At 72.5% G+C, this 13,850-nt stretch carries 8 protein-coding genes; 2 read left to right on the forward strand and 6 right to left on the reverse strand.

Annotation, left to right across the window (positions count from 1 at the left end; genetic code table 11):
• Positions 1-67: 67 nt before the first annotated feature.
• Positions 68-3,283, forward strand: a complete 3,216-nt coding sequence (locus tag ACQCO7_RS34185; protein WP_464075429.1) for a BTAD domain-containing putative transcriptional regulator — start codon at positions 68-70, stop codon at positions 3,281-3,283.
• Here the strand turns inward: ACQCO7_RS34185 and ACQCO7_RS34190 are convergent.
• Both ACQCO7_RS34190 and ACQCO7_RS34195 read right to left on the reverse strand, forming a co-directional pair.
• Positions 3,249-6,113, reverse strand: coding sequence for an AfsR/SARP family transcriptional regulator (locus tag ACQCO7_RS34190; RefSeq protein WP_464075430.1), 2,865 nt, complete (start codon positions 6,111-6,113; stop codon positions 3,249-3,251). The genes ACQCO7_RS34185 and ACQCO7_RS34190 overlap by 35 nt on opposite strands.
• A gap of 158 nt (positions 6,114-6,271) precedes the next feature.
• Complete coding sequence (locus ACQCO7_RS34195; protein WP_464075431.1) at positions 6,272-8,485, reverse strand: MMPL family transporter; 2,214 nt, start codon at positions 8,483-8,485, stop codon at positions 6,272-6,274.
• A gap of 155 nt (positions 8,486-8,640) precedes the next feature.
• Here ACQCO7_RS34195 and ACQCO7_RS34200 point away from each other — a divergent pair, with 155 nt between their 5' ends.
• Complete coding sequence (locus ACQCO7_RS34200; protein WP_464075432.1) at positions 8,641-9,291, forward strand: TetR/AcrR family transcriptional regulator; 651 nt, start codon at positions 8,641-8,643, stop codon at positions 9,289-9,291.
• A 19-nt stretch (positions 9,292-9,310) separates the two neighbouring features.
• Here the strand turns inward: ACQCO7_RS34200 and ACQCO7_RS34205 are convergent, their stop codons facing one another.
• From ACQCO7_RS34205 to ACQCO7_RS34220, 4 genes are read right to left on the reverse strand one after another with little or no spacing between them, the layout of a single operon-like run.
• A complete protein-coding gene (locus tag ACQCO7_RS34205) occupies positions 9,311-10,387 on the reverse strand; it encodes a polyprenyl synthetase family protein (RefSeq protein WP_464075433.1) in 1,077 nt (358 codons plus the stop codon).
• Positions 10,387-11,823, reverse strand: a complete 1,437-nt coding sequence (locus ACQCO7_RS34210) for an alkaline phosphatase family protein (protein ID WP_464075434.1) — start codon at positions 11,821-11,823, stop codon at positions 10,387-10,389. Before ACQCO7_RS34210 ends, ACQCO7_RS34205 begins: the two co-directional genes overlap by 1 nt.
• The gene (gene eboE / locus ACQCO7_RS34215; RefSeq protein WP_464075435.1) at positions 11,816-12,973 is read right to left on the reverse strand and encodes a metabolite traffic protein EboE; all 1,158 of its coding nucleotides are present in this window, start codon (positions 12,971-12,973) and stop codon (positions 11,816-11,818) included. The genes ACQCO7_RS34210 and eboE overlap by 8 nt, the downstream gene beginning before the upstream one ends.
• 4 nt (positions 12,974-12,977) lie before the next feature.
• A complete protein-coding gene (locus ACQCO7_RS34220) occupies positions 12,978-13,838 on the reverse strand; it encodes a TatD family hydrolase (RefSeq protein ID WP_464075436.1) in 861 nt (286 codons plus the stop codon).
• Between the last annotated feature and the right edge of the window lie 12 nt (positions 13,839-13,850).

Genomic DNA, 13,850 nt, shown 5'->3' on the forward strand with positions numbered 1-13,850 from the left:
CACGTGCCCCGACCTACGATCGACCGTCCGTCCCGCGCGTGACCGTCGAAAGGCAAGTGCCCCCGGCATGGCGTACACAGCTCAAGAGCAGCAATCCGCGTCCCTGGCAGACCTGTCGTTCGAGGCGTTCGGGGTGATGACGGCCCGGCGCGGGGCCGAGCAGGTGCCCCTCGGCCCCCCACGGCACCGGGCCGTCCTGGCACTGCTGCTGATCCGGCTCGGCCAGGTGGTCCCCGCCGATCAGCTCGTCGACGAACTGTGGGGCGACAGCCTCCCCCGCCGCCCCCAGGCCACCTTGCAGACGTACCTGTCCCACCTGCGGCGGGTGCTCACCGGACAACAGCACGGCCCGGTCACCCCGCTGCGCTACCAGGCCCCCGGATACGTCCTGACGGTGGAGCCGACCACGTTCGACCTGTCCCGGTTCGAGAGTCTCGTCTCCTGCGGGCAGCGCCATGTGGCCGACAGCCGTCTCCAGTCCGCCCGCGAGGTGTTCGACAAGGCACTGCGGTTATGGCGGGCCGACCCCTTCCTGGACCTCACGGCCTACACCCCGCTCGCGGAGGAGGGCGCCCGCCTGAGCCTGCTGCGGACCACCGCCGTGGCGGCCCACGCCGACACGCTGCTCGCGCTCGGCGAAGCCGGTGACGCCGTCGCCCTGCTGCGCCGCGAAGTGTCCCTGCACCCCACCGACGAACGCCTGGTCGGCAGCCTCATGACCGGCCTGTACCGCCTGGGCCGGCAGGCCGAGGCGCTCCAGCTGTACGACCGGACGCGCGCTTACCTCGCCGAGGAACTCGGGGTCGCCCCGGCCCGCGAGCTCCAGCACGTCCACATGGCGCTGCTGCGCCACGAACTCGACGACCAGACACCCGCTCCGGCCCTCGTCGAGGTGCGGGAGCGGCCCGAGGCGCCGGCCGAGCGGGAGGCGGACGTGCCCGCCGCCGGCGCGGCCGTGCCCCAGGGCGAGCAGCGGCGGGCGACGGCGGCGTACTCGGCCTTCCCCTGCCGCGACGACGCCCTCGACGCCCTGCGGTCGTCCATCACCGGCGCCCTGCGCGGCAGCGGGCACATCACCGCCGTCGTCGGCGAGGCGGGCGTCGGCAAGACCGAGCTGGTGGTGCGCGCCACGACGGACACGGAGCCGCCGCCCCCGGAGGCGGAGGTGATCCGCGTCAACTGCCGCGCCGGCGAGGGGACGCCCGTCGGCTGGGTGTGGCAGCAGGTGCTACGCCGGCTGGAGACCCCGTACGGGATGTCCTTCGACGGCCTGCGCAAGCAGTGCGTCCTCCACCCGATGACAACGCTGTCGGGGCATGGCGCCGAACAGCCTTCGCACCAGCTGCACTTCCTCGTCCAGGACGCGCTGTGCGAGGCGGTCCTCCAGTGTGCCGACGACCGCCCGCTCCTGCTCGTCCTGGAGGACGCGCACCGGGCGGACCGGCTCACCCTCGACGTGCTGGGACTGCTCAGCAACCGCACCCAGGGGCGGCCCGTCAGCGTCGTGATCACGGTCCGTGAACCCGGTCTCGGGGCCGGGCCCGACGCCGACGGCCCGCTCATGGACCTCCTGGCCGACTCCCGCACCAAGGTCGTCCACCTGGGCAACCTCGCCGAGGAACACGTCCGGGCCGCGGTCACCGCCCAGGCCGGACCCGGCGTCGACGCGTCCGTCGTACGGGCCCTGTACGAGCGCAGCGCCGGCAACCCCTATCTCCTCGACCAGTTGCTCGCCGACGCCGGCGGGGCCCGGCGCCTGCACGATCCCCGGGTGGCCGACGTCGTCCGCGCCGGGATCCCGACGGGGATCCGCAGCATGCTGCGCCGGCGGTTCGCCGGGCTGCCCCCGCGCGTCGTGCGGATCCTGAAGTGCTGCGCCGTGCTCGGCACCGAGGCGACGCTGGCCTCGCTCACCGGCATGCTGGACGACGGCGGGGCCGACCACGGCCTCGGGGAACTCGGGGAACTCGGGGAACTCGTGGAAGAGGTCATGGGCACCGGGCTCATGGAGAGCGACCGCGACCGCCCGCACCGGCTCGTCTTCCGCTACGGCCTCATCCGCGACGTCCTGCTGGCGGAGATGCGCCACCAGGAGCGGGCGGCCCTGCACGCCCGCGCCGTCGGCGTGCTCAGCGCCTGGCACGGGGACTCACCCGAGGCGAGCGAGGAGGTGGCCCGGCACGCCTGGCAGGCCGCCCTGGCCCTGCCGGCCGAGGACGTGGTGCCGCACCTCAGGCGCGCCGGCGAACAGGCCATCGGCGACGGCGACTACCAGGGCGCGCGGACCTGGTTCGAGCACGCGCACACCCTGCTCTCCGCCGCGCCCCGCACCGGCGACGCGGCGTCGGAGCAGACGCTGGACCTGCGCACCAGGCTCCTGTACACGACGACCATCACCCGCGGCTACGGCGACCACCAGGTGGAGGCCGAGGCCGGGCGCATCCGGAAGCTGTCCGCCGGCACGGCGGGCCGGACCACCGAACAGGCCGCCCTGCTGCTGCGGCAGTTCGTGGCCGAGCTGATCACCGGCCGGCACACCGAGGGCGCCCGGCACGTGGAGCAGCTGCGCGCGCTCGCGGAGCGGTCCGGTGCCCCGGAGATCCGGTTCTACGAGCAGATCGCCCGCGGGCTGCTGCGGCTGCCCAGCGAGACCGCCGACGCGCTCACGGCCCTGACCGAGGCGGAGCGGACGGCCGACGAGCTGAGCCCCGAACGGCGGGGGGCCATGACCCGCCGGTCGCAGCACGACCCCCGGTTCCTGGCCATGAACCACCGGGTCCTCACCCTGTGGCTGCTCGGCGCCACCGACGACGCGCGTGCGCTGTGCGACGAACTGCTCGCGGCCACCGGCCGGGACGGCACACCGGTCGACCGGGCGAGCGCGCACTACTTCGACTCCCTGGTGGCGGCCCTGGGCGAGGACGCGCACCGGGCGGCGGCCTCCAGCGGCCGGGGCCTGGACATCGCCCGGGCCCACGGGCTGAGCCACTGGACCGCCATGCTCCAGGTGTGCCGGAGCTGGGCGCGGCAGCAGGCCGGTGAGCCCGGCGCGCTCGGCTGCCTGGAGTCGGCGGTCGCCGAGCTGCGCGAACGGCGTCTGCTCATCCGGCTGCCGCTCCACCTGGGCCTGCTGGCCCAGGCCCAGCACAGCAGCGGGGCGGTCGAGGACGCCCGCAGGACGCTGCGGTCGTCGGCCGCCGAGGTCGAGTCCCGGGGGGAGTTCGCCTATGCGGGCAGCGGTCTGCCGTTCACCCGGCTGCGCCACCTGACGTCCGCGTCGTAGCAGCGGGGGCGTCTCTCAGCCGGGCGCGTGCCTGTTCGGCCTCGGGGTGGCCGAGTTCGTCGAGGATCCGCACCGCCTCCCGCCACAGCGGCACGGAGGCGCTGCGGCTCCCCTGGGCCTCGTGGGTGTCACCCATGTGCAGGAGGGTGTCCGCCTCCAGATAGCGGTCGTTCATGCGCTGGTACAGCTTCAGGGCGCGCTCGTAGCAGCGGAGGGCTTCCTGGTGGTGGCCCATGTGGTGGTGGGCGTACCCGAGGCTGTCCCAGGCCGCCGCCTCGCCGTTGGTGTCGCCGATCCGCTGGTGCAGGGCCACCGCCCGGGTGCACTCGGCGACGGCCTGCCGGTAGGCGCCGTGCAGGATGTACGTCCAGCCCGTCTCGTTGAGGACGAGCGCCTGCCCGGTGAGGTGGTCCACGGACCGGTACAGGTCCAGGGCGAGCGCGTAGTGGCGCAGGGCCGCGTCGTGGTCGTCGCGGCCGTTGGCCAGGAAGCCCAGCGACCGGTGCGTGCGGGCCTGGCCGCCCGCGTCGCCGAGTTCGGTGAACAGGGCCATCGCCGCGTCGAGTTCGGAGTGGGCCCGGTCGTCCTGGGCGAGGCGCCCGTACGCGAATCCCAGCGCCCGCCGGGCCTTCGCCTCGCGGAGCCGGTCGTGGAGCAGCCGGGCGGCCTCCACGGCGATGGTCTGCGCGTCGGCCTGGTCCTGCCAGCGGCCCCTGCGGTCCAGGTACAGCTCCAGGGTCTGGGCCAGCAGCCAGGCGTGCGCCGGGTGGCCCCCGCTCCCGGCCTGGACGACGGCGGACAGCAGCACGGGCAGTTCCCGCTCCAGCCAGGCGGCGGCGGGGGCCGGGTCGGTCAGGGGCTCCAGTTCGACGCCCGGCTCGGCGGGGGAGTCGGGGGCGGCGTCGATGCGGTGGGGCGTCAGCGCGGTGGTGGCGGTGTGGGCGCCGTGGACGTAGTGGTCGAGCAGGCGCCGTACGGCCGCTGCGCGGGTGTCGGCGTCGTCGTGGTCCTGGAGCTGCTCGGCGGCGTAGATCTTGAGCATGTCGTGGAAGGCGAAGCGGTTCGACAGCGGCCGGATCATCAGGTGGGCGTCGGCGAGCTTGGCCAGCAGCGTCGTCGTCCGGCGCACCGACAGGGCGGCCAGGCTCGCCGCGGCCGTGGCGGACAGGTCGGGTCCCGGGTGCAGGGACAGCAGCCGCAGCAGCCTGGCCGCCTCGGGCCCGAGGCCGTCGAGGGACCAGGAGAAGACGGTGCGCAGGTCGGTGTAGGGGTCGTCGTCGGCGAAGGCGTCGAGGCTGTCGTGGCCGGCCCGCAGTTCGGCGGCGATGGACGAGAGGGAGAAGCCGGGCAGGGTCGCCGCGCGGGCCGCGATGACGGCGAGGGCGAGGGGCAGCCGGTGGCAGAACTCGACGATCGCGTCGACGGCTTCGGGTTCGGCGGCGGTCCGGCCCCGGCCCAGGTGACGCGCGAGGACCTCCCGGGACTCCTCCTCGCTGAGCGGGCCGAGGATCAGCGGGGCGGCCCCGTGGGTGGCGACGAGGCCGCGCAGCTGGGTGCGGCTGGTGATGAGGACCAGACAGGTGCAGCTGCCCGGCAGCAGGGGGCGCACGTGCTGGGAGTCGCGCGCGTTGTCGAGGACGATCAGGACCCGGCGGTCCGCGAGGATGCTGCGGTAGAGGGCCATCTGGGAGTCGAGGTCGGCGGGCAGGTGGCGGGCGGAGACGCCGAGGGCGACGAGGAACGAGCGCAGGGCTTCGGCGGCGGTGACGCACGGTCCGCTCGCGTCGAAGCCCCGGAGGTTGACGTAGAGCTGGCCGTCGGGGAAGCGGGGCGCGAGGCGGTGGGCGAGGTGTACGGCGAGGGCCGTCTTGCCCACGCCGGCCATTCCCTCGATGGTGTTGATCACCGCCGAGGGGGTCGGGGAGGCTTCGTCGAGTCTGTCGAGGGCGCTGGTGATGCGGGCGAGTTCGTCCCGTCGGCCGACGAAGGTGCGCAGGTCCAGGGGGAGCTGGGTGGGGCGGACGATGGCCGGCGCGGGCGGTGCCGGGGGTGCTTCCTGGCGTCCGTTCCGAGGGGTCGTGGCGCTTTCCGGCCGGCTGAGCAGGCTCGCGTGGGCCAGGCGGAGTTCCCGGCCCGGCTCGATGCCGAGTTCGTTCTTCAGCCGCAGGCTCATCTCCTGGAACAGCCCGAACGCCTCCGCCTGACGCCCGGTCCGGGCGAGTGCCTGGATCAGCCGGGCGTGCAGCGACTCGTCCAGCGGGTACTGCGCTGTCGCCCGGTGCAGCAGGGGCAGGACCGGGGCGGGGGTGCCCAGGGCCAGCATCAGGTCGGTGCCCTCGCGCAGGGCCGCCAGGTGTTCGCTGTCGACGGCGGAGAACAGGGGGTGCACCCGGATGTCCGCCGGAACTCCCTGGGCGGCCTCTCCGCGCCAGAGGGAGAGTGCCTGGGTGTACAGCTCCGCCGCGCCGCTCACCTCGCCGCCGTCGGCGGCGCCGCGGGCGCGGGTGACCAGCTCACGGAAGTGCAGCAGGTCGAGGGTGGTGGCGTCGGCGTCGATGCCGTACCCACCGGCGTGGCGCACCAGCAGGCCGCCCGGGGCGCGGGGCGGCAGTGCGGGCTCCAGCAGTTTCCGTAAGGAGCCGATGTGGCGGTGGACGACGTTCACCGCGCTGTTCGGCGGGTCGCCGTGCCACAGGACGTCGACGATCTGGCTCAGGCCGACGGCCTGCCCGGCGTGCAGCAGGAGGAGCGCCAGTACGGCGTGCTGCTTCGGCGGCCCGAGGGGTAACTCGACGCCTCCGCGCCGTACTTTGACCGATCCGAGGACCATAAATCGTACGTGATGAGTTTCATCGTCTTTGTCTTTCATCTTCACAAGCCCTGGTAGAAGGATCCTGGACCCAGGTCGAGCCCGACACTTCAACCCTAGTTCGTGTGATCATCATTCCCGCGCGGCCTGCCGCCGGCCGGACCTGCGACGACGCTCCGTCAGCGACTCGAATCCGCCGCGTCCGTAGGGGACTTGGGCGGATCGACCGCTGGAGGGGGCACGGTGGCCGGCTCCCGCTCGGCGACCTCCAGCCGTGGCAGGAGGCGGTCCAGCGGGCCGGGGAGCCACCAGCTCGCCCGGCCGGCCAGGTGCAGTACGGCCGGTACGAGCATGGTGCGGATGACGAAGGCGTCGAAGAGGACGGTCACCCCCATGCCGATGCCGAAGAGTTTCATCTCCCGCTCACCCGCGGCGAAGGAGAGGAAGACCAGCACCATGATGGCCGCGGCGACGGTGATGACGCGGCCGGTCTCCACCTGCCCGAGGGTGACGGACCGCCGGCTGTCGCGGGTGTGGACCCAGGTCTCGTGCATCCTGCCGAGCAGGAAGACCTGGTAGTCCATCGACAGCCCGAACAGGATCGCGAAGAGGAAGACCGGGAGGTAGGCGTCGATCGGGCCGGTCTCGCCGATCCCGGTCACACCGCGCAGCCAGCCCCACTGGAAGACCGCCACGATGACGCCGAAGCAGACCCCGATGGCGAAGAGGTTCATCACCGCGGTGAGCGCCGCGACCAGCAGGCTGCGGAAGGCGATCAGCAGCAGCAGTGCGCCCAGCAGCACGACCACGCCGATGAAGAGGGGCAGCCGGGCGCTGATGGTGTCCGTGAAGTCGACCTCGGTCGCGGTGAACCCGCCGATGTACACGGCCGCTCCCGTGCCCCGGACGGCTTCGGGCGTCACGTCGTCACGGAGGTGGTGCAGCAGCTCCTTGGTCCGCTCCGACTGGGGTGAGGTCTTCGGGAACACCTGCTGCACGGCGACCTCGCCGGACGGACTGACGCGCGCCGGAGTGACGCTCGCCACGCCGGGGGTCGCGGCCATGGCGGCGTTCACGTTGCGCAACGCCGCGTCGGACAGGCGGCCGTCCGCCGTGACCACCGCGAGCAGCGGCGCGTTGAAGCCGGGGCCGAAGCCCTCGGACAGCGCGTCGTACGCCTGCCGGGTGGTCTGTCCGGGCGGGTCGTTGCCCTGGTCGCTGAAGCCGAGCCGCAGACTCAGCAGCGGCAGGGCGAGGACGACGGTGACCAGGGTGGCCGCCACCGCGAACACCAGCGGCCGGCGCTCCACCAGCGCGGCCCAGCGGATCCAGCCCCGGCTGTCCGGCGCCCGGTCCCCTTCCCCCGCCTCGGCCCGGCGACGCTCCCGCCGGCTGAAGAGCCGCTCGCCGAAGAAGCCGAGCAGGGCGGGCAGCAGCGTCAGCGCGGCAGCCATCGTGAAGAGGATGCCGATCACCGAGGCAGCCGCCATCCCCGACAGGTAGTCGACCCCCAGACTGAACAGGCCGAGCAGGGCGAGACAGATGACCGTCCCGGCGAACAGCACGGAGCGGCCCGCCGTGCGCAGGGTCTCCACGAGCGCGTCCTCGACGCTCCGCCCGGCGAGCAGCCCGCGTCGCTGACGGGTCACCAGGAACAGCGCGTAGTCGATGCCCACGCCGAGGTTGAGCAGGATCGTCAGACTGGAGGCGAAGCTCGGCACCGTCATCACCCGGGAGACCATGCCGATGAGGGCCACCGCCGGGATCACCGAGGCGATCGCGCAGACCAGCGGCAGCGACACGGCGAGCAGGGAGCCGAAGGCGAGCCACAGCACCACGGCGGCGGCGAGGACGCCCACGAGTTCACTGACCGAGGTGCTGATCGTCATCGTGGCCTGCGCGACGGCGTAGCCGCCGAGGTCGACCGACACCTTCGGGGTGGCGAACCCCTGTGCGGTGTCGATCACCTTGAGCACCGTGTCCTTGGCCAGGGCGTCGCCGTCCTGATCGAACCGGACCGAGGCGAAGGCGATCGTGCCGTTCGCGCTGATCGCCCGCTCGCCGCCGGTCTCGTACGGGCTCTGCACCCCGGCCACATGCGGCAGGGCGTCCACCGCCGCCAGCATCTTCCCCATCCGCTCCCGTACGTCCGTGTCCCGCACGGTGCCGCCGTCGACCTTCCAGACGATGGTGTCCAGCTCGCCCGCCTGGTCCGGGAACTCCCGCTGGAGCAGTTCGCCCGCGGTGCTGGAGTCGGTGTTCGGCAGGGAGTCGCTGACGCGGTAGTCGGCCGGGATCAGCCGGCCCAGTCCCGCGATGGCCACCACCGCCACCACCCAGAGCACGACGACGAGGCGACGGTGCCGGAAACTCCACCGGGCGAGCGTTTCCATGGACCAGTCCTCCGGCCAAAAGGTAAGTCACCACTCATGTTAATGATGCACAAGGATGATGGCATCTCGTGGGAAAGAAGCAAAGAAGGGGGTTCGAGCCAACCCATAAGCTGAGTTCCGACTCACTTTATCGGGATCCGGGGATACTGGGCTTCATGAAGCAGAACGAGGAGGTGTCGCAGCCACCGCTGCGCGCAGACGCCCGCCGCAACCGCGCCACGATCCTCGCGGCGGCCCACGAGGTGTTCGCCGAGGAGAGCCTCGACGTACAGATCCAGGTGGTGGCCCAGCGCGCCGGGGTGGCCGTGGGCACGGTGTTCCGGCACTTCCCGACCAAGGAGGCGCTGATCGAGGCGGTGGGGGCCATGCAGCTCCGCACCGTCCTCGACCGCTTCGGCCGGGCCCTGGAGGAGCCCGACCCGCCCGGCGCCTTCGAGCGGCTGGTGTGGCACCTCACGGGCCAGTACCAGCTCTACCGGGCGGTGCCGCCGGCGCTCGCGAACGACTCGTCGCCGGAGATCGGGCACCTGCGCGGGCAGTTGTACGAACAGCTGGGGCGGACCGTCGCCCTGGCGCAGGAGGGCGGGCGGATCCGGGCGGATCTCGAACTGACCGACATCATGCTGCTGGTGACCGCCTGCGCGCATGTCGCCGAGGGGACGGCCCGCACGGACCCCGCCCTGCGCAAGCGGTTCATGACGGTGGTCTTCGACGGCATGCGCCCGGCGGGCGGCAGCCCCCTCCCCAAGCCCACGCACGCCTCCCCCCTCGGCAGCTGGCTGGCGGTGTACCAGGCCCAGCGCTGACCGGGACGCCCGTCGCCCGTCAGTGGGACCGTTCCACCGAGAACACCGCGATCCGGTACAGCGACTGCCAGGCTTCGGGGGACGCCGTGGCGCGGATGCTCTCCAGGGCCTCGATCGCCGCGTGGTGATGGTCGCGGGCATGACGGCGGGTCAGTTCCCGGCCACCGCAGTCCTCGATCAGCCGGGTCGCCCGGTCCACGAGGCGCGCGTCGAGTTCGCCGTCCGTGTCCATGACGGCCCGCAGTTCGGCGACCGCGGCCCCCTCCCCGCTCAGCGCGGTGGCCAGCGGCAGCGTCAGCTTGCGGCGCTGTACGTCGGCACCCACGTCCTTGCCGGTCAGCCGGGGATCACCGAACGTGCCGAGCAGATCGTCGACCGCCTGGAACGCGATACCCAGGTTGGTCCCGTACCGGCGCAGCGCGGTCACCGTCGTGGCGTCCGCGCCCGCCAGGATCGCGCCGAGGGAGGCCGCGGCGCCGAACAGCGCCCCGGTCTTCCCCGCGAACATGCCCAGCACGTCCTCGACCGTGAGGTTGCGCTGCGCCTGGTAGGAGAGGTCCTTGGCCTGGCCGTCGATCATCTCGCCGGTCGCGTCGAGCAGCACCGCCGCCGCCTCGGCCGCGCCGGGCGCCCTGGACTCCAGCACCACCTGGAGCGCCAGGGTGAGCAGCGCGTCCCCGGCGACGATGGCCGGTCCGATGCCGAACACGGTCCACGCCGTCTGCCGGTGCCGGCGTTCCCGGTCCAGGTCGATGACGTCGTCGTGCAGCAGCGAGAAGTTGTGCACCAGCTCCATCGCCACGGCGCCCGGCAGCCCGGCGCCGGCCTGGCCACCGCTCAACTCGGCGGAGAGCAGGGCCAGACAGCCCCGCAGCCCCTTCCCGCTGTCGCCCTCGCTCGGCTGCCCGGCGCTGTCGGTCCACCCCATGTGGTAGGAGACGACCTGTCGCAGCTCCGGCCCCAGCCGGGCCGCCGCCGAGCCGAGCGCCGGCCGCACCAGCCCCCGGCACCGCTCCAGCGTGGCCTTCATCGCCCTGGTGCCGTCCGCGCCGGCCTCGGCCGTCGTCCCGAGTGCACCCGTGCCCGTCCGTTCCATCACGTGTCCTTTCGCGCGGTGTCGGACGCCGGCAGCCCCGCCACCCGCAGCAGCAGGTTCTTGATCTCGGTGGCGTGGAAGGACGGCTGCTCGAACCGAGGATCGCTGCACAGGACCACGGGTCCGTCCGCGGGCCGGTCCGGGAGCCGGCCGTGGCTGCCGCCCACACAGGACGGGTCCAGCGGTACGACGTTGAAGCCCGCCCGCATGCCGAGCTTCATCCGCGCCAGCTGGTACAGCCCCTTGACCTTGACCAGGGGGTCCGCGGGATCGAAGAACAGCTCGGCCGGGTCGTAGCCGGGCTTCTTGAAGAAGTCCATGCACTGGGCCCAGTCCGGGGCCCGGTCGTCGTCCAGCCAGTAGTAGTAGGTGAACCAGGCGTCCGGCTCGGCGATCGCCACCAGTTCCCCGGCCCGCTCGTGGTCGATGTGGTACTTGGCCTGCTGGGTGCGGTCCAGCACCTCGTCCACGCCCGGCAGCTCACCGACGATCGAGCGCACCCGGTCGAGGACCGACGGATCGCGTACGTAGACGTGGGCGGCCTGGTGGTCGGCGACCGCGAGGGCGGCCGAGGTGTGCGGGTCGAAGAACTCCTTGCCGTGCTGGCTGTAGACGTTCAGCAGCCCTTCCCTGCGCAGCGCCCGGTTGATGTCGACGGGGCGGCCCACGCTGGTCAGCCCGTACTCGCTGACGATCACGATGTGGTGGTCCCGGTCGATGAGGGCGTCGATCAGCGGAGCCAGGACCCCGTCCAGCTCCCGGGCGGCGGCGATCGCCTCCGGGCCGTCGGCGCCGTACCGCTGGAGGTCGTAGTCCAGATGCGGGATGTAGAGCAGCATCATGTCGTGCGGGCGCAGCTCCAGCATCCGCAGCGCCGCGTCGACCAGCCAGCGGCTGGGTTTGATGTTGGACAGCGGGCTCCAGAACTCGGGCAGCGGAAAGGTGCCGAGGGCCTTCTGGAGGTCGACGCGGAGGTCGTCGGGGCGGGTGTAGATGTCGGGCTGGACGGAACCGTCGTAGTGGAACATCGGGCGCGGGGTGAGCACGGTGTCGATCTCCATGCCCATCGCGTACCACCAGCACAGGTTGCCGATGGAGTAGTCCGGGTCGGCCTTGTGCGCCGCGTGCCAGAGCTTCTCCCCGGCGACCAGGCCGTTGTTCTGCTTCCAGAAGTGCACCTCGGCGAGGTCCCGGAAGAACCAGCCGTTGCCGACGATGCCGTGGTCCTTGGGGTACAGCCCGGTCAGCATGCTGGACTGCACGGAGGTGGTGACCGCGGGGAAGACCGGGTCGAGCCGGGCCCCGAAGCCCCGTTCGGACACCCTGCGCAGGCTCGGCATGTGCTCCAGCAGGCGCGGGGTCAGCCCGACGACATCGATGACGTGGACGGGCCTGCGCGCACTCGCCGCGCGTGCGCGGGAGACGGACTCAGCCATACGACAACTCCTCCAGTCCGGTTTTGTGCAGTCGGGTGATCAGCCAGTCGAGTTCGCTCGTGATGCCCGCGACCAGCCCGTCCGCCGCCGACGGTTCCCGGGCGGGCAGGACGTCCCAGGTGTAGGTCTCGACCTCGATGTGCCGGGTGAGCGGGTGCGGGCCGCCGAGCACGGCGTCGAGGGCGTCGCCCAGGACGTGCTGGGTCGTGGTGAGCGCGCCGAGCCGCTCGCGGTGCAGCGGGGCGTGGAAGTGGACCCGCCAGGGCCGGTCGGCGGGCAGGGCGGCGGCCTCCGGCAGGTCGTCGACCCCCTGTACGCCGGTGGCGCCGAGCGCGCGCACCTGGTGCAGATAGCGCTCCTCCGCCAGGGCTTCGAGGCTCTCCCGGGCAGCCGCCTCGGCCGGCCGGGCCGCCTCGACCGCGCACGCCGCCTGGAGTTTCACCAGCGCGCGCCCGGCCCCGCGCAGCGCGGTGAGGAACTCCGGCGGGGACTCGAAGGCCACGGCCAGATGGCAGGTGTCCAGACAGACCCCGATGGTGTCGCCGAGACCGGCCAGCCGGGTCAGCTGATCGGCGCGTTCGACGACACAGCCCGGCTCCGGTTCGAGTCCGACCCGGATACGCCGGCCGGTGCGGACGGCGTGGGCTTCGAGCTCCGTGTGCAGCCGGTCGAGGGCGGTGCGGGCGGCGGCGTCCTTGGCGTCCGTCCAGCCCACGCGCCAGCCGAGCGGCAGGGTGGAGATGGCGCCCTCGTCGATGGTGTCGGGCATCAGGGCGCCGAGGATCCGGGCCAGCATCAGGGTGTAGTCGAGACGCCGGGGGTCGGCCCAGTCGGGCCGGTAGACGCGCTTCTTGACCCGGGCGCCGTGGAAGTCCCGGTAGGGGAAGCCGTTCAGGGTCGCCGTGAACAGTCCGCGCGTGCTCAGCTCCCGGCGCAGCCGGCTCAGCAGCTCCGGGTCCTGGTCGAGGGCCGCCGCCGCCTCGTACGGCAGCCACAGGCCCAGCCCCAGCTCAAGGCGGCCGAGCCGGTCGCGGACGGGCCGCGCGTAGCGGTCGAGCTGGTCGACGATGTCGGAGACGCTCTGCGCCGGGTGCACATTGGTGCAGTAGCTGACGTACACGTCCGTGCCGTCCGGGTGCCTCAGGCGCATGGGGTCACTTCTCCCCGCGCAGGATCGTGTTGCCGTCGAAGGTGTCGGCACCCAGTCCGGCGGTCGACTCCTCGTCGAGCTGGAGCCGGCCGCTCTGCCCGTAGAACGCGACCGGGTTGTCCCAGAAGAGTCCCTGTACGGCTTCTTCCCCGAAGCCGGCCGCGCGCAGCGCCTCCCACGTACGGACGGTGGCGAGCGGATCGCTGATCCCCCAGTCGGCGGCGGAGTTGACCAGCATGCGTTCGGTGCCGTACTCCTCGGCGACGAGGGCCATCCGGACGGGGTCCATCTTGGTGTTGGGGTAGATGGTGAAGCCCGTCCAGCAGCCGCTGGCGCGGACCTCCGCGACGGTGAGTTCGTTGAGGTGGTCGACCACGACCATGCCGGGGTCGATGCCGGACTTTGCGACGAGGTCCAGGATGCGCTTGGTGCCGCCGGTCTTGTCCCGGTGCGGGGTGTGGATCACCACGGGCAGCCCGTGCTCCTCGGCCAGCCGCAGCTGACGGGCCATGACCTGTTCCTCGGCGGAGGTGCCCGCGTCCAGGCCGACCTCGCCGACCGCGACCACCCGGTCCTTCTCCAGGTAGCGCGGCAGGGCGTCGAGGACGGAGGCGCAGCGGCTGTCGTTGGCCTCCTTCGGGTTGACGGCGAGCGCGCAGAAGTGCGCGATGCCGAACTGGGCCGCCCGATAGGGCTCCCAGCCCAGCAGGCTGTCGAAGTAGTCCAGGAAGGTGTCCGGGCTGGTCCGGGGCTGACCGAGCCAGAACGCGGGCTCCACGAGGGCGCGCACCCCCGCGTCGGCCATCGCCCGGTAGTCGTCGGTGGTGCGGGAGGTCATGTGGATGTGCGAGTCGAAGACGCGCATGCGCTCTCCTCG

This window comes from Streptomyces saintjeani (assembly GCF_055409605.1).